Below are 26,976 nucleotides of genomic sequence, written 5' to 3' on the forward strand. Positions count from 1 at the left end.
CTTACATGCCCAATTTTTCGAAGATCTTATTGAGTTTTTCTTCCAAAGTCGCCGCAGTGAAAGGTTTCACCACATAACCACTGGCACCTGCTTGCGCAGCCGCGATAATATTTTCTTTTTTGGCTTCAGCCGTCACCATCAATACCGGTAAAGACGCCAACGCGCCGTCAGCACGAATAGCCTGCAACAATTGCAACCCGTCCATGTTTGGCATGTTCCAGTCAGAAACGACAAAATCAAAACCGCCTGCACGTAATTTGTTTAATGCGTCAACGCCGTCTTCAGCTTCATCCACATTATTAAAACCCAGTTCTTTTAGCAGGTTTCTGACAATACGACGCATGGTCGAAAAATCGTCTACCACCAAGAATCTGAGATTTTTGTCCGCCATACCAACTCCTAAGGTTTGTTGCTCACCGCTGAGCGATTAAATGCAAAACCGATTATCACCGGAATGTTTAAATCTGAAGCCGATACCTAGATACGTAAGGCTTGACCACTGCTTATCTGCGCCAGCATTCGCTGGCTTATCTGGTTCAACTCCAGCACTTCATTGGTACCACCCATAGCGATGGCTTCACGTGGCATACCAAACACCACGCAACTGGCTTCGTTTTGCGCAATGGTGTATGCGCCGGCCCGATGCATTTCCAGCAAACCAGCAGCACCGTCATTGCCCATACCAGTCAAAATCACGCCAACAGCGTTACGGCCCGCATATTGTGCGACGGAACGGAATAAGACATCGACCGATGGACGATGGCGATTAACCGCTGGGCCGTCGTGGATGCGTACCTGATAATTGGCACCGCTACGGGCTAATTCCAGATGACGATCGCCCGGTGCGATGTAAGCATGCCCCGGCAATACACGTTCACCGTCTTCAGCCTCTTTAACGGTGATCTGACATAATTTGTTCAAGCGCTCGGCAAATGAGCGAGTAAAGCCCGGTGGCATATGTTGGGTAATCAGCAACGCCGGACTGGTCGGCGGCAATGGCTGCAACACGGTACGGATAGCTTCGGTTCCGCCAGTTGAGGCTCCAATAGCAATCAGCTTCTCACTGCTCAGCAATGGCGTATGGCTCAAGATGACCGGCGCATTATTATTGGTCATACGCTGCGGTAAACGTGCCTTGGCGGCAGTGCGAATTTTTTCAGCGATCAGTTCACTGTAAGCCAGCATACCTTCACGAATACCCAATTGCGGTTTAGTGACGAAATCTATCGCCCCCAATTCCAGCGCCCGCATGGTTATTTCCGAATTTTTACCGGTCAGTGACGACACCATCACCACCGGCATTGGACGTAATCGCATTAGTTTTTCAAGAAAATCCAAGCCATCCATCCGCGGCATTTCGACATCAAGCGTTAGTACCTGCGGATTGAATTTTTTGATCAAATCACGGGCAACCAGTGGATCTGGTGCCGTAGCGACCATTTCCATATCCGGGTGACTATTAATAATCTCGGTCATTAATTGGCGCATTAATGCAGAATCATCAACGCACAACACTCTGATTTTACTCATCACCTCTCCTTGGTCAGTCCGTAAACGGTCTGTCCGCGCAAATAGAATTCCCGACTGATTTGACTGAAATTCTCCGAGTGCCCAGCAAACATCAGGCCACCGGGTTTTAGCAAAGGGACAAAGCGGCGCAAAATACGCTCCTGCGTCTCTTTATCAAAATAAATCATCACATTACGACAGAATATGGCGTCAAATTGCCCCGGTAATGTCCACTCCGGTGCCAGCAGATTAAGCTGTTGAAACGTCAACATATTCGATAATTCAGGACGCACCCGAACCAATCCCTGGTGGGGGCCAGTGCCGCGCAGGAAATAGCGCTGCATCTGCTGAGCAGAAAGCGAACGCAGTTCATCCTGCCGATACACGCCGCTGGTGGCCTTTTCCAATACCTGCGTATCAATATCGCTGGCCAGAACCTGGCAGCCACCCGAACGTTGTCCCAGCGTATCGCTCAGAGTCATGGCGATAGAGTAAGGTTCTTCCCCGGTCGAAGCTGCCGTACTCCAAACGGTATAATTTCCCTGACGCTGGCGGGCATGTTCCGCCAGAATAGGAAAGTGGTGAGCCTCGCGGAAAAACGCCGTCAAGTTGGTGGTCAAAGCATTGATAAAAGCTTGCCACTCAGCGCTGTTCGGATCGTTTTCCAGCAACACCAGATATTGACCAAAATCATTAATACCCAATAACCGTAAACGCCTGACTAAACGGTTGTAAACCATCTCCCGTTTATGGTCAGCCAATACAATACCTGCGCGCTGATAAATCAGCTGGCAGATTCGTCGAAAATGAACATCCGACAGTGGCAACCGCTGTATCATCTGGCTCAGTATCGAACCAGAATCCTGGGGTGCTGACATAGGAGATTGCTTCATCCGGTCTCACCCTTTAAAAATGACGTATTACGCCGTTTAACAATCTGAAATTTCCTTTAACGCTGATTGCTTCCCGGTGCCTTGCCAATCTTCATCATAGCCATCCTGTGCCAAATGGAAGGCAGACACTGCGTGGGAGAGATAACCCGCTTGCTCTTCCAATGCGTTGGCCGCAGATGCAGCCTCTTCTACCAATGCGGCGTTCTGTTGGGTGACCTGATCCATTTGTGTCACTGCCAGCGAAACCTGTTCAATACCTCGGCTTTGTTCATCCGAAGCGGACGCGATTTCGCCCATGATGTCGGTAACACGGGTAACCGAACGCACGATTTCTTCCATCGTGGTACCCGAGCTTTCTACCAAGGTAGAGCCCTGACGTACCCGACCGACGGATTCATCGATCAACCCTTTGATTTCTTTGGCCGCCTGCGCACTGCGTTGTGCCAGATTGCGAACTTCTCCGGCAACCACGGCGAATCCACGCCCTTGTTCACCGGCACGCGCGGCTTCAACTGCGGCGTTCAAAGCCAGAATATTGGTCTGAAAAGCAATGCCATCGATCACGCTGGTAATAGCGCCGATCTTATGCGAACTTGCCGCTATTTCGTGCATAGTATTGACAACGTCACCCGCCAGCATGCCGCCTTTGGCAGCCGTTGCCGACGCTTCCTGCGCCAACAGCGTAGCCTGACGGGCGTTATCCGCATTCTGTTTCACGGTAGCAGTCAACTGCTCCATACTGGCTGCAGTTTCTTCCAGAGAAGCCGCCTGCTGTTCGGTTCGTGCGGAAAGATCGTTATTACCTGCGGATATTTCCTGAATCCCGGTGAGCATCGATTCAGTACCGTCCCGAACTTTACTGACGGTACTAATCAGTGACTGTTGCATAATGCGCAAACTGGCAAACAACTGGCTGATTTCATTGCGACCAGATACCGAAATTTTGCCGGCCAAATCCCCTTGTGCAATGCGGTCAAAATGATCACGCATGATCGCTAACGGTGAGACAAACATCGTTTTCAACCAAATAACGCAAGAGATGGCCATAGATATCACCAATACCACCGCACCGGCGAAAATCCATTTGGACAACAAATAGGCTTGTGCATTTTCCTGACTGGAATCTGTAATAATTTCTGTTGTATGTTGCAGATACTGTACGAAATCAGCCTCGAACAGATCTTGGGTTTTCTGGGTCGGTTGATCCATAAACGCCTGCAAGTTTCCTGCCTCCAGGAACCCGATCAATTCACGTAAAGAAGTCCGTAGATTCTGATAACTAGCTTGAGTGGCCGCGATCAGCTCATCTGCGTTATCGTTAACTCGGGGTATAGCCAAAAACTGATTGAAGTAGAGGTCGGCTTTCTGTAACGAACTGCGGGCATTGCCCATCAGTTCATTGACCTTTTCCTGTGGAACGTTGAGAGCCGAACGGGTTCCCGCCCGGTTTAAGGTATTACGAGCCTGAAGCAAGGACACCCAACTCAGGCTTAATGCATCCCGTTGCTGGCTGCTAAGCTCCACACGATTGAGATTTTGATAGTCCGCACGAAATGCCGTAAATGACAGACCACTTGAGATCAACTGTATAGAACAAATCATTATCAGTAACAGGAAAAAGCTGGTAGAAATCCGGATTCGGCCAAACATCGTAACCTCTTCTCAGCCGGCTCTAAGGCCGGCTTTTAATATTATATTTTGTAGGGTTCTAGAAAGTTTCCCAGTTATCTTGCAGGTCACTCCCCAGTGCTTTTTTAGCAACCGCTTCCACTGTCGGCTGCTTGACTCTTCTGACATCTTTACTGTTGCTACCGTTGTCCATCCGCAGGATGAAAACAGACATCGACTGGGTCAGCAGGCTCGCCTGCTCTTCCAGAGCCGCAGCGGCAGAAGCAGACTCTTCTACCAATGAGGCATTTTGTTGTGTTACGCGATCCATCTCGGTTACTGCTTGGCCAACCTGATCGATACCACGGCTTTGCTCATCAGAGGCGGAAGCGATTTCGCCCATAATGTCAGTAACACGAGTGACCGCATTCACGATGTCACCCATGGTTTCGCCGGCGCTCTCTACCAAGACCGACCCCATGTCCACTCGGTTAACCGAGTCTTCGATCAAACCTTTGATTTCTTTTGCTGCCTGAGCGCTACGCTGTGCCAGGTTGCGAACTTCACCCGCCACGACCGCAAAGCCACGACCTTGCTCACCGGCACGCGCAGCTTCTACTGCTGCATTCAATGCCAGGATATTGGTTTGGAAGGCAATACCGTCGATCACGCTGGTAATATCGGCGATTTTCTGCGAACTACCGGCGATGTCATGCATGGTTTGCACCACATTAGCCACCACTTTTCCGCCTTTTTGTGCGGTTTCAGAGGCGCTCAGTGCCAACTGGCTCGCCTGACGAGCATTCTCAGCATTCTGTTTCACCGTTGCGGTCAACTGTTCCATGCTGGCAGCGGTTTCTTCCAGAGAAGCCGCCTGCTGTTCAGTACGTGCCGATAGATCGTTATTACCTGCAGCAATTTCAGAGGCACCACTATAGATGGCATCTGCACCCATACGCACACCGGTAACGGTGCCGATCAGTTCAGATTGCATGTGACTCAGGCTGGCCGCTAATGTCCCCATTTCATTACGACTCAGGACTTCGATCGGCTGAGTCAGGTCGCCACTGGCAATATGTTTGATGTGTTCGATCAAACGATTCAACGGGTTAATCAGAATGTGTTGAATACCGAACCAAACGATCAACATCACCGCCACTACGGCAACCAGAATGGCGATTAAAACGGCTATTGCGAAGGTGAAGGATTGATTACTGTCTTCAACGACTGATGTGTAAAGATGGTCATTCAGCGTACGATAATCTGTGTAATCTTTTTCAAATGCATCTTGGAAGCTGGTCGTCGGCTGATCGAAGAATTCTTTGATTTTACCGGCTTCCATTAACTGGATCAGTTCGTTCAACGCGCCTACGTATGCATCGTAAGTTTGTTTCATGCGTTGGGTACTTTCTGGGCTCTGTCCGCTATCCAACGAGATCTTTTCAAAATTAGCGTAACTTTTTTGCGCTTTAACCAGTGTTTCTTTTGCTAAAGTCACCAACTCAGGCAGTGTGGTACCACTACCGGTACCATTCGCATCCGCCATATAGCGAATACCCGCACGGTTCAGGGTGTTGCGAGTCTGAACCAGATTAACCCAGCTATCGCCCAGTGAAGCTTCTTGCTGACGAATAACCTGCAAAACGGCAAAATTTTCTTTATCGTTTTTGAGTGAGTTAAAGAAAAGCCCGCCAGAAACCAATTGCAGAGCACCAAATAACACCAATACCAGTAACAGGCTAGTGACAACTTTCATACGCTTAAACATGTGATCCCTTCATAAATGCGTCAAAACAGAAATACGTCAATTACAGGTGTTATCGGCAATACCGAGGGGAACTTTACCTGAGGACACAACTATTTTAACCGCGATGCACGCAGACAACGGATTGGTAGGCAACAATATGCTGTTGTAAAAAAGGCGGGGTATCCCCACCACAAACTGCTGACAAACCGCGATCCTGCGATCTCTGGTGGGGAAGACCGGTAGAAGAGTCAAGCGTCCGCGCCAGGGATGGCGCGGAACGAGCCGACAAGGACGTATTCATGGCGTCTTGACGATCTGCCGGTTTTCACCGCAGCGAGCACTTTGTCATTAACCTCAGGCGGGATATCCCCGCCGATTATCTGATTAGATTTTTGTAACGCTATCAATCAGTGACATCTCTTCACTGCTTAACAGTTTTTCGATATCAACCAGAATCAGCATTCTTTCTCCGAGAGAGCCGAGGCCGGTTAGGTATTCGGTTGCCAACGTCACGGTAAATTCAGGTGCCGGGCGAATCTGTTCATTGGTTAACGACAACACGTCAGAGACACCGTCAACCACAATACCCACGACGCGTTGGCCGAAATTCAACACGATCACCACGGTATTTTCGTTATAAGACACGTTGCTCTGTGCAAACTTGACTCGCAGATCGATGATAGGAACAATCACACCGCGTAGATTGGTCACACCTTTGATAAACGTAGGGGTGTTGGCAATACGTGTTACCTGATCATAACCGCGGATTTCCTGCACCTTGAGAATATCAATGCCATATTCTTCGTTGCCCAGTGTAAAAATCAGAAACTCTTGTCCTACCGTTTCGCCAGCCAGTTTCGTGACGGTTGCTAGTCCTGCCATGTTTCTACCCTTCAATCAATAGGTTGAATTTATAATCTATCCCACTCGGCCTTTGTGTCCGGTTAGCGGCCGCGAACGGCATGTCTATCCTGTACATTACCGTTACTGCCGGTCGCTCGGCGAAAACTGTCATTGACAGTACGCCGGTGAAATAGGTGCTTATGCATATTTTTCAGGATCGGAAACCCGTTTCACGATCCTGTTTTGGTGTCCAACAGGCTACGCCGCGACCTCGTCGGAGCCTTCACGTTTTTCCCGATTCAGCGCCTGCAATGCAGACACATCCACAATCAGTGCGACACTGCCATCGCCCAAAATTGTCGCGGCAGAAATACCCGGCACTTTGCGATAGTTACTTTCTAGATTTTTCACCACCACCTGATGCTGGCCGATCAATTGATCAACCAACAGTGCATAGCGACGCCCCGCACTTTGTAAAATCACCACAATGCCCTGCGTAGCTTCGGTTTTGGCATTTGCCACATCAAATACACGATACAGTTCAACTAACGGCAGATATTCACCGCGCACTTGCAGGACTCGTTCACCACCGGCCAACGGATGTAAATCTTCCGCCTGCGGTTGCAGAGATTCCATCACCGCATTCAGTGGCAGAATGAATACTTCGTTGTCGACCTTAACGGACATCCCATCCAGAATCGCCAGTGTCAACGGTAGCAGGATACGAATAGACGTCCCTTTACCGGCCTGGAAACTCACCTGAACGTGACCTCCCATTTCTTGAATATTACGTTTAACCACATCCATGCCCACACCGCGCCCGGAGACATCGGTCACTTGCTCGGCCGTGGAGAAGCCCGGCGCAAAAATCAGCATGCCGACATCTTCATCACTGATGTGTTCACTGACGGCCATGCCCTGAGATAGCGCTTTAGCCAGGATTTTTTGACGATTCAGACCGGCACCGTCATCAATGACTTCGATGCAAATGTTGCCACCCTGATGTTCTGCCGATAACGTCAGGTTACCGACCGGCGATTTACCTGCCGCAATACGCGCTTCAGGAGATTCAACACCGTGATCCAGGCTGTTTCGCACCAAGTGAGTGAGCGGATCGATAATGCGTTCAATCAGACTCTTATCCAATTCAGTAGAACTGCCCAATAGCGTCAGCTCTACCTGCTTATTCAGTTTACTCGCCAGATCGCGCACCAAACGTGGGAAACGGCTGAAGACGTATTCCATTGGCATCATGCGAATCGACATCACCGACTCTTGCAGATCCCGCGCATTACGTTCCAATTGGCCCATGCTATTTAACAAATCACCATGAACAACCGTATCCAGCGAGCTGGAACGTTGTGCCAACATGGATTGAGTTATCACCAATTCGCCTACCAGATTGATCAGTTGGTCAACCTTCTCTACCGCTACACGGATGCTGGTAGATTCGCTGGCTTTTGGCCGTGGTTTGGCGGGTTCAGCACTGGTCGCTGGCACGGGCTTTGTTTCGGCCACGGTTGCAGGGGTGGATACCGCAACAGTCTCAATGGCCACGGGCACCGAAGCATCAGCGACGACGGCGGGCACGTCGATAAAGCTGATTTGTTCTGCTTCCAGAACAAAACACAGTACCGCGCAAATATCGTCTTCACTCACCGAGGTAATTAGCGTCGCTTCCAGGCTGTTTTCACCCTGATGAGGATCTTTCACCTCACCGAGATTACCCAGCTCTTCCAACATCAACGGAATTTCCTGCGGTTTCAGGTCAGATAAGCAAATGCGCATCCCACCCGACACCTGCGCCGGTGCGGCTTTGGCCTCAGCCGCTGCCACAGAAGCGTTGTCTGGTGCCGCCTGTTCTAATGCTTCAAGTGCCAGTTGGCGTAATGCCTGACAGATATATTCAAAGCTTTCCCGGTTAGGTTCCTGGGAGGTTTTGTAGGCTTCCAACTGTTCTTGCATAATGTCTTTTGTTTCCAAAAACAGGTTGATGATGTCAGTACTCAGACGCATCTCGTTGCGTCTGGCACCATCCAACAAGTTTTCCAGTAGATGGGTGGTTTCTTGTAACACCGCAAAGCCGAAAGTTGCGGCTCCGCCTTTGATCGAATGCGCTGCACGAAAAATCGCATTGAGCTGTTCATTATCAGGTGCCAGCGGGTCCAGCAATAACAGATGCTGTTCCATGTCTGCCAACAATTCATCTGCTTCATCAAAGAACGTTTGATAAAACGCGGTAATATCCATGCTCACGTTGTCACCTCTACTGTGCGTCGCGGCTTGTCGGAGAGACGGGCACTTGAGCTTCAGGTGCTGCTGGCAACGAAGTTGTTGGCCCAGCGGCGACTGAGCCAGCCGTCTCCGTGTTAGATTGTGGTGATACTACTGGCGGCGTAACCCTATTTTCCGACGCCGACGGTGCAACCGCTGGCACCGCAGCGCCTCCTACAGGTTGAACCACTGCAGATACAGGTTGATCCACAGCCGGTGCGGGTGGCACAGTTACGGGTACCGCCTGCCCTACTGCGGCAGTCGGCTGAGCACCGAGTTCAAGCTGCTTCAGCCCTTCCGCCTTCTCAATATCCAATGATTTGTTATCGAGATTTTCATGCTCAATATCGTGTTGTGACTGCTTATTCAACACCAGAATGCTGATGCGGCGGTTCACCGGATCGTCGGCACCCTGCTCTTTCAATCGCATGGTCGATGCCATACCTACGACCCGTAGCACTTTTCCTTCTGCCAATCCGCCAGACAGCAATTCACGCCGCGAAGCATTGGCACGATCGGCAGATAACTCCCAGTTACTGTAACCTCGCTCACCATTGGCATACGGCAAATCATCGGTATGACCGGACAAACTGATTTTATTCGGAATATCATTCAAAATGGGCGCAATGGCACGCAGGATATCCCGCATATAAGGCTCCACTTGCGCACTGCCCATCTGAAACATTGGCCGATTTTGACTATCAATAATCTGGATGCGTAATCCTTCATCCATCATGTTAATCAGCAAATGCGGACGTAAGGCTTTTAAACGAGGATCGGATTCAATCAGCTCTTCCAGCTTCTCTCGTAGCTTATTCAGCCTGGCCTGCTCTTTTTTCGTCTCCGCAGACTGACTTTGTTTCCTCACTTCGCCCTGTTGCTGGGTGGGATCATCACCACCACCAGGAATCGGGCTGCTGCTTGAACTGCTCTTATCGCCGCTGGTAAGGGCTACCTTCAGTGGCGTACGGAAATATTCTGCGATTTGCGTCAGCTCTTGTGGGCTGGAGATCGACAGCAACCACATCACCAAAAAGAAAGCCATCATCGCTGTCATAAAGTCAGCGTAAGCGATCTTCCATGAGCCGCCGTGATGGCCACCACCGTGCTTGGCCTTACGCTTTTTGACCAGAATAACGGGGTGATTCTGATGCTTCATGCGTCCTCTTCTGTCGCTTGCGGTGCGGGAGATTTCACTCTACGCACATGTTCTTCCAGCTCGATAAATGACGGGCGTTCTGTGGTGTAAAGCGTCTTCCTTCCGAACTCCACTGCAATTTGTGGTGCATAGCCATTCAGGCTGGAAAGTAACGTCACCTTGATGCATTGCATCATTTTAGTTGTTTCCGCATTTTGCTGACGTAGCAAGGTCGCCAATGGCGAAATAAATCCGTAAGCCAACAAAATACCCAAGAAAGTTCCTACCATCGCATGGGCAATAAGTGCGCCAAGTTCGGCAGCAGGCCGATCCGCCGACGCCAGGGCATGAACCACCCCCATCACCGCAGCAACGATACCGAAAGCAGGCAATGAATCACCGACCATGGCGAGGCTGCCAGCAGGGACTTCACTTTCTTGTTCGTACGTTTCTATCTCTTCATCCATTAACGCTTCAATCTCGAAAGCGTTCATATTTCCACTAACAATTAACCGTAAATAATCGGTAATAAATTCGACTAAAATGTTATCGGCAAGAATGCGGGGATAATTAGAGAAAATTTCACTTTCCTGAGGATTTTCTATATCACGCTCCAGAGAAAGCATCCCTTGTTGGCGTGATTTTGCTAATAGCCGATAAAGCAATGCCATTAAATCCATATATAGCACTTTATTATATTTTGATCTGCGCAATAGTTTTGGCATTGCACGTAATGTGGCTTTTATCGCTTTACCGTTATTACCAACAATAAATGCGCCAATACCGGCACCGGCAATAATTAAAAACTCTGATGGTTGATAAAGTGCACCGAGGTGCCCCCCGACCATCATGTAGCCACCGAATACCGCACCGAGTACCACGATATAACCCAAAATAACTAACACGCGACATCCTTAGCAAAGTGTGTGGGTGGAAGGTGAGGTGTTTACGCGTTTGAGATCAATCGAAGGTCGCTACTGCCAGACAGATAAGACATCCATATCGGGTCTGCCTGACAAAAATCCAACCTTCAAGCCGTACTCAAACTGCGCGTTTAACCTGCTCATCCAGCAGTTGAGTAGTTATATCGGCAGGTTGCGGGGAAAGTTTACGTTTTTTTACTGCGCGGGAAGGTGGCTGACAAAGACTACAAATAAAACTGTTGCGCGGTTGATGGGCGTGGGTGATAAAAGTCCCGCCACAACAACTACAACCAGACAGCTGTAACATTCCACTGTCGACGAATCTAACCAAGGTCCAGGCACGGGTTAAAGCCAGTAATGGCGGTTCTTCCGCACGATCTGGACACTGTTCAAGATAGAGACGGTAAGCTTTAATCACCGCTTCAACACCGGTGCATTGCCCACTTTTCAGCAAGAAACTGTAGGCATTATAAAACATCGATGAGTGAATATTTTGTTCCCAAGTCATAAACCAATCGGTGGAAAATGGCAGCATTCCTTTCGGTGGCGGACTCCCCCGAAGCTCTTTATAAAGTTTAATCAGCCGCCCACGGCTAAGCTGAGTTTCGCTTTCGAGCATTTGCAAACGAGCGCCCAAAGTGATCAACTCCATCGCAAGATGGATGTCTTTGGCTTCCTGAACAATACTTTTTTCAACCATCGTCATGCTCTTTTTTTAGACGCACTACCGTCTTTCAACGATAACTCATGCAGTAAGTGGCTTGACAATAAAATACCGGTATGGATTTGCTGTAGATCATCCACGCGAGATTCTTTCGTCAGATGATGAATAGTGTTGTGGTCATTAAAACGAAAATGGCAGACTAATTGATTAGTCTCAGCCAATTTTACCATTTGAGGTAACGTTAATTGAGACAATGCATCAGCCATCGTATCAGTGATACCTAAACGGAACATTGCAGATGCTTTTTCATCATTAATTAAACGTTGTGCTAAAAGCAAGTATGACAAATTAATATCATAAATATGTTTGAGTAATTCAGACGTACTCATTTTATACATCCCGACAGATTATGTTTTAAAACATAAGTTGGGTGAAAATGTTCATCACCCATGACCTGGGATCCTTCCCGTTATACAGTTAATTAAAACTTATAGAACTAAAAGTAATTAAAAGACTACCGAGGGTTTGAAAAAAAACCATCTTGTTACGTCATTTCATGCTGACGGCTTGGCTAGCGATTTTTCAACTACTCTATTAGTGTGCCCCACAGCAATGAAACTTTTCTTACAAAGGATTAGGAATATTCCTAAAGAGGGGCAACTCTACTCCCGAATCGTTAGCACATACAATGTGACTAGTGATTTAATTTAAATGTAATGTGATGCGCGTCACAAAAATAAAATTTAATTCTCTTAAACACACCAAATCACGGTCATTTATTGACCACGCAAGCGTACAAAAAACAATCACATGTCAGAAAGCGTCTTAAAAACTAAGCATATAGGCCTAATTCTTAGCTTTTTTAGATCAATTCGAACAAAAACACAGGCAAACCAAAATCGCAGAGCAAAAATCTGCCATATGGCATCAATTGCAGAATTAACATCTATTAAGTTAATTAAATACTCTATAAAATAAGAAATAACCTCGATAAATTGTCTTTTTAACTGAGTCATCACCCCTGACTAAAAACTGCTATTCCGCATTGAGATATTAACCCGCGGTCGGCAAGACGCTAAACGGGCGTCGGAACGTAGTTAACAAAGCAATAAACGCAGCCAAATATTTCAATCAATACCTAACTCGCAAAGACAGGCAAGGAAGACATAACTGAATGTGGTGCATATCCACTTTTTTGCAAAGTCATAGACTGTTTTTGTTCTAAATTCATACAAAAATCAACTTGAAGCACTAATTTCAATCCGCTCGTAAGAACATCACGTTATTTTCTAGCGCGAATTTGACAAAAGGGCCAACTGTGATCCGCTTCTCACTTCTCTCAGAATCTATCTCCTACCATTTATCTATCGTACTGTTTAGTGGGGATAATCATGGAATATAAGAATGTGTTGGTTGCCGTTTCGATCTCAGCTGATAGCCAGAGACTGGTAGATAAAGCGGTTTCAATCGTTCGTCCCTACAATGGTAAAATCTCGCTACTCACCCTGACCACCGATCCAGAAATGTACAATAACTTTGCCGCTCCTATGTTGGGAGACTTACGAATCCTGTTACAAGAAGAAGCACGCCGGTTTATGGCAGAACTGCAGGAAAAAGCAGACTACCCCACGATGAACATGGTAATTCTCCACGGAGAATTAGCTGATAGCCTGACCTATGCCTGCAAAAATCAGCATATTGATCTGGTTATTTGTGGTCACCACAGCAACAACATGATGAATAAAATTTTTTGTTCAGCAAACCGTTTAATCAATGCCAGTTCGATTGATGTGCTAATCGTTCCATTATAATGCCGAGACATACCGTATTTTGTCCTAAGGCAATCCGGCAATATCCATTATTCATTCCTAACGCCGATGATATGTGCGCAAATCGTTCTCATTCAGACCAACGAGGTGAACAAGGGACTCGGTATGCCTAAAAATTGCGCAACAACAGGATGAAGCATGCGCAAATGGAATGTCGGTGGTGGCAAGCCAACCACCGTATCCAGTGGATAAAATGGAATAAATACCGTTATCTCCTCCGTTAAAAATCGGGTGATTGCCCCGATCTTTAATAATATTGCTGAAAATTTTCTGTAACAATGCGCTTACCACGGTGGCACCTGCCTACATAGCCTCTTGGATTAAGTCATTCAGACTGGCATTCAATGGAGATAAGGTTATATCTGAGCTATTTTTAGCCTCTTGAGCAGCGATCAAGAGAACACCCATATTGTTCAAAGATAGTTTGCCATCAGCCTTGCCTTAACTCATGGGTCATAATGCATGACTAATCATTTATTACTTTTTGTGAAAATATGACTCTCTCTATTATTACTCTGGTCTAATTTTATCTATTTCATTACCAATTGGGTAATACGAAAAAACCAAACAACGAGTAGTTAATTCAAGCCCTGGATGTTCATCCATAATAACCACTTACTCTCCGACGGGGTGAGAGTAAGTAGTTATTGACGACCTGATAGCAAATAACCCATAGTCATTCCGATAATATTTATATCTATAATAACTATACAGGTAATTCTGATGCGACCCGCCAATACACCGCACTCACACTACGTTCCAAACTCACGCGACAAACAATACTTTCTATTTCTTTCTGTGCTGCCGAGTTGGCCATAACTTCTGCACACACTTCTAATTGCCCAGGTCTGGCGATATCTGCACTACATAAAGATTGCAAACGCAAAGCCATTCCATTTAATGCCTGTAATATTAATGTTCTTACCAAGATTTCATCTTCCGCACCGCAAGTAACCAGGATACGATAACGGACTTCGAGATCAACCGCTTGCTGTTGAGGTTGCAAATTAATTCGGTGCGCCGCTTCCCGTAGCAATATATTGGCACTAAGAATGACGGCGGTTGCGCATACTGCATTCCAGTGCAATCCCAAACCGCACAACACGCCGACCGCCGCCGAACACCATAAAGTAGCTGCCGTATTTAACCCTCGGATATTCATACCTTCACGCATAATGACACCGGCTCCAAGGAATCCGATACCGGAAACAATTTGCGCCGCAATCCGACCGGGGCTGTCGGGAGATGTGGTTACAGAGCTGAGAATAAAAACCGCGGCGCCAGTGGCAACCAATGCATTGGTACGCAACCCAGCCATACGCTGACGCCACTGACGTTCAGCACCAATTAATGCACCTAGCGAAGTTGCCAATAATAAATTTAAGACGAAAGGAGTCAACGCCATGATTCTTTCCCTATTATAAACAGAAGAATAATCATGTGCCTTTGGGCACACAAGTCATTGTGCAGAGATAAATCTCAGCAATTAACTGATATGCGCACCGGGAGGAAATAAAGAGTGACTGTTGAATACCATAAAAAATCCAAATAAATATCTTCGACAGAAAAATACCGTCGGATATTAATAACGCATCAGGGTAGTCACAATTCAGAATAGAGTGATGAAGGTGCTGCCCGCCATTTTCGGCAAGCAACAAATCAGAGGGCGATGAGTCAACTTGCCTTACTTATTTGACTACAACTTTGCGTGTCCATTTATTTTCCCCACTGAAATTTTTCATCAGTATAGATTCACATTGTAAATATGTAAAGGTGGGTTTGTTAAACAAAGCCTCAACAATATCCATAGATAAAAAATATAATTTAACACTTCATTTATGACAATAATTAAGTGTATTTCAGGATCATAGGCAAAGCTTGCTTATCATTAGTTTATTATTAAACAGAAAGAATCTACATTGATTTTCTCCTCCGTTAACTCACCGCTATTTCCCTTACCAAAATCAAGGATAAATTCTGTAAAGCCATTCGCCAACAGCATCCTTGTCTCAAGATAGGGAAGGTGGAGTTCCCAGCGAGGAAGCCCAAGGAATCCGCCATTAGCCAAATGAATACTGACTTGACGATTTTTACACCGATGTTGAGTAACCGAGTTGGCAATCAACCGCCAAACGGTCTACAGGTGATAAAGATTTCATCATATTTGAGATCTGTGTCGCAACTATAACCCTAAGTCATTCAGGGAATTGGCCGATAGGTTTTAGATGTACTCTGCTCAGTTAATTACCTATGTAAATAAAGTCTTATCCGGTTACGACCGTCCTCGAGCGCCTTTAAAACGGAAATAATAATGAAAAGTGGAATTACGCAGCAATTAATAGATACAGCTATGCCGACTAAGGCAAGAGTCATGTTTATTAATAATATCCGCCTAGTCACCCTGTTTGTGGCGATCCTGACTGGCATATTGATATTGTTTGCCGTAGCCATTGGCACTTCCAGCTACTTCTTAAAACAAAGCAATCAATCGCTTGAAAGTGCTACTCAAGAGTTAGATATTCGCTTAGGTTTATCCAATAGCTCAGATTATCTGCGCGCGGCTCGTCTGACGCTTATCCAAGCCGCTTCTGCCGCACGTATTGGCGATACCGAAAGTTATCAAACCAGTTTAAAAGAAGCTGAAAATCGGTTGTCCGAATCACAAAAAATGTTCGATGTTTACTCTAGTAGAACAGCAAAGGACGCGACAGATATTGCCTTAGATGTACCGCTGAAAAAAGCCTACGAACAATATCGTAATGAAGGGATGAGGGCGATGTTGGACGCCACCCAACAAGGGCATTTTGAAGAAGTGATTTCGTTAGAAGCAGAAAAACTGAAACGGTTGGATACGGCTTATAACGAACCGTTGCTGACGGCACTCAAGTACCGCACTGAACGGGCAAATCAGATCAATCAAGCCGCCCAAAAAGAAACCCGATTAGGCTATATCTTGATGGGCGGCGCTTTTATTTTCACCGTACTGCTGACACTGATTGCTTTTATAGTGATCAGTCGGGTAATAATTAAACCAATGAATGTATTGGTGACACGCATCCAACGTATTGCAGAAGGCGATTTAACACAACCGGCCATTCCATTCGGCAGCAATGAAATTGGCGTGTTAGGTTCAAACATTCAGCAGATGCAGAAATCCCTGTCCGTTACCGTTGCATCAGTGAGAAGCAGTGCCGAATCCATTTATCAGGGTTCATCCGAAATTGCATCAGGAAATATCGATCTTTCTGCCCGAACCGAACAACAAGCCGCCTCTTTGGAACAGACCGCCGCCAGCATGGAACAACTTACGGCTACGGTAAAACAAAACTCGGAAAACGCCCATCATGCTAGTCAACTCGCTGCTAATGCATCAGGTAAAGCCAGTCAGGGAGGTGATATTGTCAGCGACGTCGTAAGCACTATGGATAAAATATCCATGAGTTCGATGAAAATTGCCGACATTACCAATGTAATAAACAGTATTGCCTTCCAGACCAATATATTGGCACTTAACGCTGCGGTGGAAGCCGCACGGGCGGGTGAACAAGGTCGAGGATTTGCAGTTGTCGCTAGTGAGGTCAGGCATCTGGCGCAACGCAGCGCAGATGCGGCTAAAGAGATCGAATCGCTGATTGAAGCCTCAGTTGATCTGGTCGGTGACGGATCCATTTTAGTTTCTGATGCAGGTAAGGCTATGAGCGAAATCGTAACTGCTGTTACCCAGGTTACAGATATCATGGCAGAAATTGCTTCAGCCTCTGATGAACAAAGCCGAGGTATCAGCCAAGTAGCTCAAGCCGTTTCCGAAATGGATAACGTCACACAACAAAATGCGTCACTGGTACAAGAGGCCTCTGCCGCTGCGGCTTCGCTAGAGCAACAAGCTGCCATGCTGACACAAGCCGTCGCTGTTTTTCAGTTAAACGGGCACAGCAAAACAATGACTAGATCAATAACCGCCGGAGACAAAAAAATAGCGAATAATTTAGATGCTAAAAAGGCCGAATTGAATAACGAGAATTGGGAGACTTTCTAAACTTTTTATTGCTAGCTGCTGTTACCACCAAGTCGTGTTGAGCAACAGGTCGCATAAGGAAGTGTCGTTACAGCTCACGACTATCAGTGATGATTTAGACATAAAAGCGACTTCGCAACATATTGCACGGAGTGCTTTAGTTAATTATCGCTACTGTAATTTTTCTGTGATTCGATGAAATAATTGTAAAAGTAACGTGATAAAAGCAAAAAACCGGAGCAAGGTAACCATCCCCTGCTCCGGTTTTTTTATATGCAGCACTTAATTGGCTGAGCGCGGCTCTACAAAAGTGCCATCTTTACTATCGACCTCGTTAAAAAACCAGACACCAGTAGGATAATCCTCCAGTGAGACTAAATACATTGTTCCTTCACTGAACCGTTCCACCTCAAGAATGACACCTTCACGTCTTGGGCCACCATCTGTTTTAACCGTCACCAGATCGTTAATTTTCATAGTGTTACTCAATATGCCGTCAATTTAGTTAGTGTAGTACATAATACAATGAGAATGATAAAGCTTACGTACAATCTCTATGTAACTCAGGGGGAAATTACAGGCCAGGACTGGCGGGAAAAGGAATCAGGGAGGATATCATGGTAATGACCAGCGACTAAACCGGGTGTAGAAATGCGGAAAATGCTAACACCGTTTTCCTGTCAGGCAATAAAAAACCCGCCTAAGCGGGTTTTCTCAATAATTAGCGCAAGGCTAATTAGATTGCAGTTACGTTTGCTGCAGACGGACCTTTAGCACCGTTCTCGATAGAGAACTGTACGTTCTGGCCTTCAGCCAGGGTCTTGAAGCCTTGATCTTGGATTGCAGAGAAGTGTACGAACACGTCTTTGCTGCCGTCAGCTGGAGTGATGAAACCGAAGCCTTTAGACTCGTTGAACCACTTTACTTGACCTTTCATCATGTTAGACATGTTTATTTCCTTAATTAAAAAATTTTGCCACCATGGGCGTGTTATAGCCGGTTATCAGTCGTTACTTATGGAGGCACTATGAAGGAAATTCGTCAGTGAAGAGCTATCAACGATAACGCTTTAAATATGAACTACTTTACTCAAGATGTCGTGCATAAATAGGTCTGTACCACAGGCCGAGACGCATTAACTCATGACCGGCATTTAATAGCAACTATTTTTATCACAGGAGCTGAATATTGTGATTCACATGACTAAAATTGAACCAGAAAAGTCGTTTTTTATTCACTTGTCGCTATTATTGGCCTTCAAATATAATATTTCATCACCTCTGAAAGAGTACATCTCAGCATCAGATTTTTGAACGTTATAATCCTCAACAAAAACTGGCTTCTGGCTTCTGGCTTCTGGCTTCTGGCTTCTGGCTTCTGGCTTCTGGCTTCTGGCTTCTGGCTTCTGGCTTCTGGCAGAAAATTTTAGCCTTTTCCAATTATCACACCAAAATACTTCCACTATTTTGCTACTATGTCCGATAAGTTATGTTTCCGAGGGAGCCTTCATGCGAGCCAAATCCGTGACTATTGATGATGTTGCTCGTTATGCTGGCGTGTCTTATCAGACCGTATCTCGTGTATTAAACTGTTCCCCCAAAGTTTCCGAAAAAACCAGAACCAAAATAGAAAAAGCCATAGCAGCGCTGCACTATGTACCCAACCGCGTTGCCCAACAACTCGCGGGCAAGAGCAGCGATACGCTGGGATTGGTTACCACTGACTTATCCTTACATGCCCCCTCGCAAATTGCCTCAGCAATCAAGCTAAAAGCTCGCCAATCGGGATTTAGCGTCGTTATTGCCATGATCGACAACCATGATTCACTTGCCTGTCAGCGAGCAGTTAACGAACTGCTTTCCCAGCGAGTTGAGGGCATACTGATCAATACGCCATTAACTCAAATTGAAAGTGCTGAAATTACCCAACAATGTGCAAAAACCCCCGTTATTTTTCTAGATGTCGACCCGCAATCTTCAGCATACAGTGTCGTTTTCGATCCTTTTCTTGGCACCCAGCAAAGTGTCCAACACCTACTTGAACTGGGCCACAGAAATATAGCCCTGATCGCTGGGCCAAAAATGTCCATTTCATCCCAACTACGCTGCCAGGGATGGCTAACGACACTAGCATCCAGCGGCTTACACCCTAGTGCTTTAGTCTACGGTAACTGGAGCGCTGATAGCGGTTATCTCTGCGTTAGATCACTCTTGCGTGATAACGTAGACTTTACCGCCATTCTGGTTGCCAGTGACCAAATGGCTCTAGGCGTGTTACGAGCGCTCCACGAGCACGATATTGCCATTCCGTCTGAAGTATCAGTGATTGGCTATGATGACACCGCCGACAGCGCCTATTTCCATCCCCCTCTAACAACCGTCCGCCAGGATTTTCGTCTGCTCGGTGAAAAAAGCCTGTCACAGTTAATCTCTCTTTTAGGTGACGAAAACCCCCTCCGACCAACTTCGCAGGTATTGGCGACAGAATTGGTATTACGCCACACTACCTCACCACCGAGCGGCCTATTAAAAAAACAACGGACAACGCCACAAGAGTTAGCTGAACACTTAGTGCAAATTGCTGCTCATCCCGGCTCGCTTTAGTGGTTGCCATCACGGTAATTGTTATTCGCTCACACCACATTACGGAAAAACAGATTAAGCGCGCCCACTCGTAAAAAATCGGTGTGATTTTCATACCAAAAAAAATAAATGCGATCACTCTCGCTTATTTATTTTTTGTCGATTTACAACGCGATTCCCGTCATTCATGGTAATCGCAGAAAAAATGTGAGCGCATAACATTTAAATCAGCCAGATTCGCTGATTCAATATCTGGCCACTTGATACCGCGGATGTGCTAAGGGCAAAAAATGAATGCACCGAGAGAACAAGCAAATAGATGTGAGTCATTAGCTACAGTGTTAGCTCGACGCGACTGGGAGAATTCGGGGATAACACAATATAACCGTTTAGATACGCATCCCCCTTTCCAGAGTTGGCGAGATATCAATCAAGCTCGTAACGATATGGCCTCATCCCGCTTGAGAACGTTGAATGGAAATTGGAATTTCAGCTACTTTAGCCAGCCCGAAGCTGTTCCCTCCAGTTGGGTTGCGAACGATCTACCTGATGCAGCGCTCTTGCCCGTACCTGCAAACTGGCAACTATTCGGTTACGACTGCCCAATTTACACCAATGTTCAATATCCTATTCCGGTTAATCCACCTTATGTTCCTACTGAAAACCCGACTGGCTGCTACTCTACGGAATTCACTCTCAGTCCGGATTGGCATGCCTCAGGGCAAACCCGCATTATTTTTGATGGCGTAAGTTCAGCGTTTTATCTGTGGTGTAACGGTCAATGGGTGGGATATTCTCAAGACAGTCGCTTGCCCGCCGAGTTTGACCTTACTCCTTACTTGAATTCTGGCAAGAACCGTCTTGCGGTAATGGTATTACGCTGGAGTGACGGCAGTTATCTTGAGGATCAAGATATGTGGCGTATGAGCGGAATTTTCCGCGATGTCACTTTATTACATAAACCTGATATTCATCTGCGTGATATTCATATCCAGACTCTCCTCTCCCCCGGTTTTCATTCTGCTGAATTAACAGTAATGGCCGCAATTAATCTTCCAACCTTTGCTCCTCCAAATTCGGTAGACTATTCAGTTGAAGTTCAGCTATGGCTGAATAACCAACTTGTTACATGGAAACGGCAGCCTCTGGGAAGTGACATTATTGATGAACGAGGAACCTACTCCGACCGCACAACATTAACACTCAGAGTTGATTCTCCTGAGCTGTGGAACGCAGAGGTTCCCACGCTGTACAGAGTGGTGGTCGCGTTAAGCTCTTCACTGCGCTCGCTGATTGAAGCGGAAGCCTACGATGTAGGATTCCGACAGATTGAAATTGAACGGGGACTGCTCAAAATCAATGGAAAACCTATTCTAATTCGCGGAGTTAATCGCCACGAACACCACCCAGAAACAGGCCAGGCCATTGATGAATCGACAATGCGTCAGGATATCCTATTAATGAAGCAGCACAACTTCAACGCCGTGCGCTGCTCTCACTATCCCAATCATCCTATGTGGTATCGCTTATGCGATCGCTTGGGATTGTACGTGGTTGATGAAGCCAATATTGAAACTCACGGGATGAAACCAATGGAGCAACTGGCCAATGACCCTCGATGGTTCGGAGCCTTCAGTGAGCGAGTCACGCGCATGGTTCAACGCGATCGTAATCATGCCTGTATCATTATCTGGTCATTAGGCAACGAATCAGGCCATGGTTCTAGCCATGACGCTTTATATGCCTGGGTAAAATCCAATGACCCGACCCGGCCAGTGCAATATGAAGGAGGTGGGGCCAATACCAAAGCTACCGATATTCTTTGCCCTATGTATGCCAGAGTTGACAAAGACCAACCATTCCCTGCCGTACCTAAGTGGTCAATAAAAAAATGGATCAGTCTTCCTGAAGAGTCCCGTCCATTAATACTGTGCGAATATGCCCATGCGATGGGAAATAGCTTTGGTGGGTTTGATCGCTATTGGAGAGCGTTTCGTCAATACCCGCGTCTGCAAGGTGGATTTGTTTGGGATTGGGTTGATCAAAGCCTGACCCAATACGATATGCATAACCAACCATTTTGGGCCTACGGTGGGGATTTTGGCGATATACCTAATGATCGACAATTTTGCATGAATGGTCTGGTATTCCCTGATCGTAGTCCTCACCCTAGCCTGTATGAAGCCCAGCGAGCACAGCAATTCTTTCAATTTTCTCTTAGCAGCACAGAGCCGCTAATGGTAGAAATCACCAGCGAATTTTTATTCCGTCACACTGATAACGAACGCCTGCATTGGCAACTCGCTGTCGATGGGCAACACCTTTGTTCAGGTGAAATTGCACTCAATATTCCACCAGAAGGTAGTCAGAAGATTCAACTAATCGAACAGCTACCAGCCATCACAATACAAGGTGAGCTGTGGCTGACGGTTGAGATTCGTCAGCCTAAGGAAACACCTTGGTCGGAGGCAAACCATCGAACAGCCTGGCAGCAGTGGCGACTGCCGACCATGCTACCGAAGACAATCCGGACAAAGCAAACTCCTATACAAGCGTTAACGCACCCAACCCTGAGACATACTGAACAACATATGATTGTTGAACATCAAGGCCAGAGTTGGCTATTTCACCGCCAGAGCGGCTTGTTGGAACAATGGTTTTATCAGGAAATCCCTTTATTACTCAGCCCACTGCGAGAGCAGTTTATTCGTGCGCCTCTTGATAACGATATTGGTATTAGTGAGGCTACGCACATTGATCCCAATGCCTGGGTTGAACGCTGGAAAAAAGCAGGTATGTATAACCTGAATCAGCGTTGTCTATCGATACAGGCCGATGAAATCAGCAGCGGAGTACAAATTGTAGCTGAGTACAGCCACGAATCAGTACAACACTGTTTACTGAAAAGTAGATGGGTATATCATATTGATTCAAATGGAAAAATGTTGATTGATGTAAATGTAACTGTTGCATCAGGTTCACCTGCACCTGCTCGTATTGGTATGTGTTGCCAGCTAAATCAGGTGGCACCTCAGGTCAGTTGGTTAGGCCTCGGTCCGCATGAGAATTACCCAGACCGCCAGTTATCTGCGCTGTTTGATTATTGGTCTCTGCCTTTGGACGCCTTACATACTCCCTACACTTTTCCGGGGGAAAATGGACTGCGATGTAATACTCGTAAGCTTCATTACGGTAACTGGCAGCTTTCAGGCTTATTCAATTTTTCAATAAGTCGCTACAGTTTACAGCAGTTGATGGATACCACTCATCAACACTTATTGAAACCTGAAACGGGTACCTGGCTAAATATCGATGGTTTTCATATGGGTGTCGGCGGGGACGATTCGTGGAGTCCAAGTGTTGATGCAGACTATTTGCTTACAGCGGGACAGTACCATTATCAGGTATGTTGGCAATTCAGTGAGTTCGATTAGTTAGCCCACAATTTTCTGCTAATTGCTTAGGACTTATATCTATATAAAGCATATTGACTTGTTCATACAATGAAAATGATCCCAAGTGTTTACTTGCCATTAAATTATTGATTTTTATTGTATTTTTATACACCCATTCTCGTGGGTGTTTTTTTGTTTTATGTACACGAAATCATTACACCTCCTTCTACTTGCTACGACACTCTCAACCTATATCTTTACTTCTCATCAAGTTAAAATGACCTATAGGCTTACGCCGAAATATTTGAGCGGTTAGATAGTTTCAGATTAACTTATGAGACTTAACACCGTGGTACCAACATAAATTGAGAGGAATAACGTTATGTCTCCAACTATTTCCCATCCCGATAAAATGACTGCAATAGAAATTACTCAGTTTGGGCCACCATCGGTTCTGAAAGCCTGTCGTAGAACCGTGCCAGAGCCTATTGATGGGCAGATTTTGGTTAAAGTGATGGCAGCGGGTGTTAACCGCCCTGATGTTATGCAACGCCTCGGACAATATGCCCCGCCTAAAGGTGCATCCGATATTCCCGGTTTGGAAATATCTGGCGAAGTCATCGCCCTTGGCAACAACGCCAAACGTTATAAGATTGGAGATAAAGTCTGTGGCCTGATAGCAGGTGGCGGCTATGCCGAATATTGCGTAATACATGAAACTAATGCGTTACCCATCCCCCATGGGCTTTCCATGATTGAGGCCGCAGCACTTCCAGAAACATTCTTCACAGTGTGGGCCAACCTATTTCAGAGAGCCCATTTAGTCGCTGGAGAAACCGTGCTGATCCACGGTGGCTCTTCAGGCATCGGCACAACGTCCATTTTATTGAGTAAAGCCTTTGGTGCCGCAAAAGTCATTGTTACCGTAGGTTCAGAAGAGAAACGTCAGGCTTGTCTAGCTCTCGGTGCCGATGTAGCTATTAACTATCGCACGCAAGATTTTGTGACTGAAACGATGCAAGCAACCGATGGCCACGGTGCTGATGTCATTGTCGATTTGATTGCCGGTGATTATGTTGCGCGTAATTATGAGGCCGCTGCAATAAATGGTCGCATTACACAAATTGGGATCCAAAATGGCCCAGCGAAAAATCTAAACTTGATGCCTATGTTGTTAAAACGGCTGACACATACAGGCTCAACATTACGCTCGCGAACCGTGGTTGAAAAAGCGTTAATTACCAATGAATTAAAACAGAAAGTTTGGCCATTATTCGAATGCGGAAGATTAAAACCGCAGATATTTGCTACCTTCCCTCTTCAACAGGCTGCGGATGCCCATGAATTAATGGAAGGCAGCACGCATATTGGTAAAATTGTACTGACGGTTTAGTCGAAACGCATAATATAATTTTTTCTATGCTCCGGTAGGGATGCCAATCTAGAACAGTGGCCCCTACTGGACACATTGATTGCAGGATTGTACTTTTGAGCAGGGTGAATAACAGTTATCCACCCAAATCAAAAACCTGTCATTCAACTATAACAGTTAACCTAACTAATTCATCAAACTGATATACTTGAAGCTACATTTCTCGTGCTAATCTATAGCAATCAATAATAATTGACATAAGTCACCTGCAATCACAAGGTCATCGCAATGGATATAGTAAAAGAGATTCTCATTGAAGATATTGAAAAAATAAATAAAAAAGAAAAAAGGAATGGCCGTCTTGATTTCAATATTGAATTTATTCATAAGCATCCATACTTATGCTTGGCAATGCTGATTTCCTATTTCTTTGTTCTTGTTCTTATGGTTCTAACCCCTTATTTCGGAACCTATTATGTTATTGGTTTTACTGTTTTTTTTGTTTTCATGTCTGCGATTTTACTGATGGAAATCAAGCCAGTATTCAAATTCGAAGATATCGGTGTTCTTGATTTACGCGTTTGTTACAATGGAGAATGGTTCTTCAGTCGAGCCGTCTCTATGGAGGCTGTAGATAAATTACTCAACAATTCAAATATTAATGATGATTTTAAAAACAGAATTAAACGTATTATAGAAAATAAAGGAGAGATAGATTTCTACGACGTTTACGATCTGGCCTATTCAAAAAAACCGATATCTCCATTAAATGGATCAAATATTGTCGCTGTATAAATCTGTAGATGCTGAAAATGATTATAAATCCCATATATTCAGAGCGCTAGAAAGACTTAAGGCGCTTTGTGAGTAGATATAAAGATGCTTAATAGCCGCTGATGGCTAAAACTGACATTTTATTGATGAGTAATCTCTTTCCAGGGCTTTTTTGTAACAATACGGGTAGTCAGCGATGTTCATTCTTCCCATTCAGAAGTAAAAATATTTTATCAATAGCACGTATTGGAAATACCAAGAAAAAACGTCAATTTTCCATAAAAAACCATTATTAATTTTGAAAAAGTTATATCATTTATCACTGACTAAATTAATCTAAGCCGGATACTTGATGACATCTAACTATCTTGAGCCAGATCCGATGATCCTCACTCTTCCTTATCAACGCTGGGGAGACAACGAGCATGTCACTATTGATGCGATTGAAGCGTTGGAACAAGGAAAAGTTCTATTCTTACCTCAATTAGCCTTCGTACTCAATGAACAGGAAAAACAACTACTCAATCCTGCATTGGTGGATATAAAACGCAAAAATATCAGTTTCAAGCCTCTTGAAGGTGTTCTTACCGGAGTAACCGATGAGAGTAAAATGGAGTTAACCCGCCAATTGCTCGAACGTTATTATCAAAGTTGCGTGAGCCTATTAAAACAACTCCTACCAGATTATACCTGCTCATTACATAGCCCAACCAATAGTTTAAGATTACATCCTGTTGCCGCCTGGCGAGATAAAACATCCTGGCGAAAAGATGATAGCCGCCTGCATGTTGATGCATTCCCTTCTCGGCCAAATTATGGCGAACGTATTATTCGCATATTTACCAATATCAATCCCCACGGTGAAAACCGGTCATGGCGGGTAGGCGAAGATTTTCAGCAAGTTGCGAGCCGCTATTTACCTAAACTTGACCACTACTCGCCTGTCAGCAGTTGGCTACAGCACAAAGTGGGGATCACTAAACGCCGACGTAGTCACTACGATCATTTGATGCTGCAACTGCATGATAAAATGAAGTCTGATATGGATTATCAGAAAAATGGTCAACAAGAAGCTATTGAATTCCCGCCAGGCAGTAGCTGGATTTGTTTTTCCGATCAAACTCCACACGCCGCGATGGGTGGCCAATATATGTTAGAACAGACCTTCCTATTGCCAGTTGATGGAATGAAACACCCGGAACAATCACCGCTTAAAATTCTTGAAGCCTTAACTCGGCGATTACTAATCTAGTCGCCATCTCTGGCTTAGGCTATAAGAAATCGCTCAAGGCGCAATACCGATCCTGTCACTGCAGCACCATCACAGCTCCCATTACTGGGAGCTTTTTATATCACTGCTTGTCGCGAATATTAAGATCAGAGGTTAATAAGGCTCAATATACGAGGAGT

Annotated in this window: 22 protein-coding genes; 7 read left to right on the plus strand and 15 right to left on the minus strand. The window is 45.7% G+C overall.

The genetic code is table 11. The features are described from left to right. Position 1: 1 nt before the first annotated feature. From cheY to flhD, 12 genes are all read right to left on the minus strand, one after another. Positions 2-391: a chemotaxis response regulator CheY gene (gene cheY, locus DJ39_RS13380; RefSeq protein WP_004720767.1), complete on the minus strand. Its 390-nt coding sequence runs from the start codon at positions 389-391 to the stop codon at positions 2-4. A gap of 86 nt (positions 392-477) precedes the next feature. After that, positions 478-1,530 carry a protein-glutamate methylesterase/protein-glutamine glutaminase gene (locus tag DJ39_RS13385; protein WP_004720768.1) on the minus strand — a complete coding sequence of 351 codons (1,053 nt, stop codon included), beginning with the start codon at positions 1,528-1,530 and terminating at the stop codon, positions 478-480. Further along, on the minus strand, positions 1,530-2,402 hold the full coding sequence (gene cheR, locus DJ39_RS13390; RefSeq protein ID WP_038242055.1) for a protein-glutamate O-methyltransferase CheR: 873 nt from the start codon (positions 2,400-2,402) through the stop codon (positions 1,530-1,532). Before cheR ends, DJ39_RS13385 begins: the two co-directional genes overlap by 1 nt. 36 nt (positions 2,403-2,438) lie before the next feature. After that, positions 2,439-4,052: a methyl-accepting chemotaxis protein gene (locus DJ39_RS13395; RefSeq protein WP_004720771.1), complete on the minus strand. Its 1,614-nt coding sequence runs from the start codon at positions 4,050-4,052 to the stop codon at positions 2,439-2,441. A gap of 58 nt (positions 4,053-4,110) precedes the next feature. Continuing rightward, positions 4,111-5,778: a methyl-accepting chemotaxis protein gene (locus tag DJ39_RS13400; RefSeq protein ID WP_038242057.1), complete on the minus strand. Its 1,668-nt coding sequence runs from the start codon at positions 5,776-5,778 to the stop codon at positions 4,111-4,113. 94 nt (positions 5,779-5,872) lie between these two features. After that, complete coding sequence (locus DJ39_RS18175) at positions 5,873-6,058, minus strand: hypothetical protein (RefSeq protein ID WP_139238500.1); 186 nt, start codon at positions 6,056-6,058, stop codon at positions 5,873-5,875. Between the two features lie 83 nt (positions 6,059-6,141). After that, the gene (gene cheW / locus DJ39_RS13405; protein WP_004722940.1) at positions 6,142-6,639 is read right to left on the minus strand and encodes a chemotaxis protein CheW; all 498 of its coding nucleotides are present in this window, start codon (positions 6,637-6,639) and stop codon (positions 6,142-6,144) included. A 219-nt stretch (positions 6,640-6,858) separates the two neighbouring features. Further along, positions 6,859-8,850 carry a chemotaxis protein CheA gene (gene cheA / locus DJ39_RS13410; protein WP_004722941.1) on the minus strand — a complete coding sequence of 664 codons (1,992 nt, stop codon included), beginning with the start codon at positions 8,848-8,850 and terminating at the stop codon, positions 6,859-6,861. A 16-nt stretch (positions 8,851-8,866) separates the two neighbouring features. Further along, complete coding sequence (gene motB, locus DJ39_RS13415; RefSeq protein WP_038242060.1) at positions 8,867-10,033, minus strand: flagellar motor protein MotB; 1,167 nt, start codon at positions 10,031-10,033, stop codon at positions 8,867-8,869. Further along, positions 10,030-10,917, minus strand: a complete 888-nt coding sequence (gene motA, locus DJ39_RS13420) for a flagellar motor stator protein MotA (RefSeq protein WP_004722945.1) — start codon at positions 10,915-10,917, stop codon at positions 10,030-10,032. Before motA ends, motB begins: the two co-directional genes overlap by 4 nt. Before the next feature lie 136 nt (positions 10,918-11,053). Beyond that, positions 11,054-11,635, minus strand: coding sequence for a flagellar transcriptional regulator FlhC (gene flhC, locus DJ39_RS13425; RefSeq protein ID WP_004722948.1), 582 nt, complete (start codon positions 11,633-11,635; stop codon positions 11,054-11,056). A gap of 2 nt (positions 11,636-11,637) precedes the next feature. Then, on the minus strand, positions 11,638-11,988 hold the full coding sequence (gene flhD / locus DJ39_RS13430; protein WP_038242066.1) for a flagellar transcriptional regulator FlhD: 351 nt from the start codon (positions 11,986-11,988) through the stop codon (positions 11,638-11,640). A 1,002-nt stretch (positions 11,989-12,990) separates the two neighbouring features. Here flhD and uspC point away from each other — a divergent pair. Beyond that, entirely contained in the window at positions 12,991-13,410 is a 420-nt protein-coding gene (gene uspC / locus DJ39_RS13440) for a universal stress protein UspC (protein WP_004722952.1), read from the plus strand. A 724-nt stretch (positions 13,411-14,134) separates the two neighbouring features. Here the strand turns inward: uspC and DJ39_RS13450 are convergent. Continuing rightward, a complete protein-coding gene (locus tag DJ39_RS13450) occupies positions 14,135-14,833 on the minus strand; it encodes an MgtC family protein (protein WP_004722955.1) in 699 nt (232 codons plus the stop codon). A gap of 906 nt (positions 14,834-15,739) precedes the next feature. Between DJ39_RS13450 and DJ39_RS13455 the strand changes: the two genes are divergently transcribed. Further along, on the plus strand, positions 15,740-17,464 hold the full coding sequence (locus DJ39_RS13455) for a methyl-accepting chemotaxis protein (RefSeq protein WP_038242075.1): 1,725 nt from the start codon (positions 15,740-15,742) through the stop codon (positions 17,462-17,464). A gap of 261 nt (positions 17,465-17,725) precedes the next feature. On the opposite strand, the gene dsrB is transcribed toward DJ39_RS13455, so the two are convergent. Continuing rightward, positions 17,726-17,920, minus strand: coding sequence for a protein DsrB (gene dsrB, locus DJ39_RS13460; RefSeq protein ID WP_004722962.1), 195 nt, complete (start codon positions 17,918-17,920; stop codon positions 17,726-17,728). Positions 17,921-18,179: 259 nt separating this feature from the next. After that, complete coding sequence (gene cspE, locus DJ39_RS13465) at positions 18,180-18,392, minus strand: transcription antiterminator/RNA stability regulator CspE (RefSeq protein WP_002210893.1); 213 nt, start codon at positions 18,390-18,392, stop codon at positions 18,180-18,182. Positions 18,393-18,951: 559 nt separating this feature from the next. Here cspE and DJ39_RS13475 point away from each other — a divergent pair. From DJ39_RS13475 to kdoO, 5 genes are all read left to right on the plus strand, one after another. Beyond that, positions 18,952-20,046, plus strand: coding sequence for a LacI family DNA-binding transcriptional regulator (locus tag DJ39_RS13475; RefSeq protein WP_038242081.1), 1,095 nt, complete (start codon positions 18,952-18,954; stop codon positions 20,044-20,046). 269 nt (positions 20,047-20,315) lie between these two features. Next, positions 20,316-23,459, plus strand: coding sequence for a beta-galactosidase (locus tag DJ39_RS13480; protein WP_038242083.1), 3,144 nt, complete (start codon positions 20,316-20,318; stop codon positions 23,457-23,459). A gap of 343 nt (positions 23,460-23,802) precedes the next feature. Beyond that, complete coding sequence (locus DJ39_RS13485) at positions 23,803-24,813, plus strand: NAD(P)H-quinone oxidoreductase (protein WP_004722972.1); 1,011 nt, start codon at positions 23,803-23,805, stop codon at positions 24,811-24,813. Positions 24,814-25,080: 267 nt separating this feature from the next. Next, positions 25,081-25,587: a YlaC family protein gene (locus DJ39_RS13490; RefSeq protein WP_004722975.1), complete on the plus strand. Its 507-nt coding sequence runs from the start codon at positions 25,081-25,083 to the stop codon at positions 25,585-25,587. A 331-nt stretch (positions 25,588-25,918) separates the two neighbouring features. Continuing rightward, complete coding sequence (gene kdoO / locus DJ39_RS13495; RefSeq protein ID WP_004722978.1) at positions 25,919-26,818, plus strand: Kdo hydroxylase KdoO; 900 nt, start codon at positions 25,919-25,921, stop codon at positions 26,816-26,818. Positions 26,819-26,976: the final 158 nt, after the last annotated feature.

Origin of the sequence: Yersinia ruckeri ATCC 29473 (genome assembly GCF_000754815.1) — a bacterium.
Classification (GTDB): Bacteria; Pseudomonadota; Gammaproteobacteria; order Enterobacterales; family Enterobacteriaceae; genus Yersinia; species Yersinia ruckeri.

Bases quoted from the DNA above. Each gene is read 5' to 3' on its own strand.
- cheY (WP_004720767.1), bottom strand. From the start codon at position 391: ATGGCGGACAAAAATCTCAGATTCTTGGTGGTAGACGATTTTTCGACC.
- DJ39_RS13385 (WP_004720768.1), bottom strand. From the start codon at position 1,530: ATGAGTAAAATCAGAGTGTTGTGCGTTGATGATTCTGCATTAATGCGC.
- cheR (WP_038242055.1), bottom strand. From the start codon at position 2,402: ATGAAGCAATCTCCTATGTCAGCACCCCAGGATTCTGGTTCGATACTG.
- DJ39_RS13395 (WP_004720771.1), bottom strand. From the start codon at position 4,052: ATGTTTGGCCGAATCCGGATTTCTACCAGCTTTTTCCTGTTACTGATA.
- DJ39_RS13400 (WP_038242057.1), bottom strand. From the start codon at position 5,778: ATGTTTAAGCGTATGAAAGTTGTCACTAGCCTGTTACTGGTATTGGTG.
- DJ39_RS18175 (WP_139238500.1), bottom strand. From the start codon at position 6,058: ATGAATACGTCCTTGTCGGCTCGTTCCGCGCCATCCCTGGCGCGGACG.
- cheW (WP_004722940.1), bottom strand. From the start codon at position 6,639: ATGGCAGGACTAGCAACCGTCACGAAACTGGCTGGCGAAACGGTAGGA.
- cheA (WP_004722941.1), bottom strand. From the start codon at position 8,850: ATGGATATTACCGCGTTTTATCAAACGTTCTTTGATGAAGCAGATGAA.
- motB (WP_038242060.1), bottom strand. From the start codon at position 10,033: ATGAAGCATCAGAATCACCCCGTTATTCTGGTCAAAAAGCGTAAGGCC.
- flhC (WP_004722948.1), bottom strand. From the start codon at position 11,635: ATGGTTGAAAAAAGTATTGTTCAGGAAGCCAAAGACATCCATCTTGCG.
- flhD (WP_038242066.1), bottom strand. From the start codon at position 11,988: ATGAGTACGTCTGAATTACTCAAACATATTTATGATATTAATTTGTCA.
- uspC (WP_004722952.1), top strand. From the start codon at position 12,991: ATGGAATATAAGAATGTGTTGGTTGCCGTTTCGATCTCAGCTGATAGC.
- DJ39_RS13450 (WP_004722955.1), bottom strand. From the start codon at position 14,833: ATGGCGTTGACTCCTTTCGTCTTAAATTTATTATTGGCAACTTCGCTA.
- DJ39_RS13455 (WP_038242075.1), top strand. From the start codon at position 15,740: ATGAAAAGTGGAATTACGCAGCAATTAATAGATACAGCTATGCCGACT.
- dsrB (WP_004722962.1), bottom strand. From the start codon at position 17,920: ATGAAAATTAACGATCTGGTGACGGTTAAAACAGATGGTGGCCCAAGA.
- cspE (WP_002210893.1), bottom strand. From the start codon at position 18,392: ATGTCTAACATGATGAAAGGTCAAGTAAAGTGGTTCAACGAGTCTAAA.
- DJ39_RS13475 (WP_038242081.1), top strand. From the start codon at position 18,952: ATGCGAGCCAAATCCGTGACTATTGATGATGTTGCTCGTTATGCTGGC.
- DJ39_RS13480 (WP_038242083.1), top strand. From the start codon at position 20,316: ATGAATGCACCGAGAGAACAAGCAAATAGATGTGAGTCATTAGCTACA.
- DJ39_RS13485 (WP_004722972.1), top strand. From the start codon at position 23,803: ATGTCTCCAACTATTTCCCATCCCGATAAAATGACTGCAATAGAAATT.
- DJ39_RS13490 (WP_004722975.1), top strand. From the start codon at position 25,081: ATGGATATAGTAAAAGAGATTCTCATTGAAGATATTGAAAAAATAAAT.
- kdoO (WP_004722978.1), top strand. From the start codon at position 25,919: ATGACATCTAACTATCTTGAGCCAGATCCGATGATCCTCACTCTTCCT.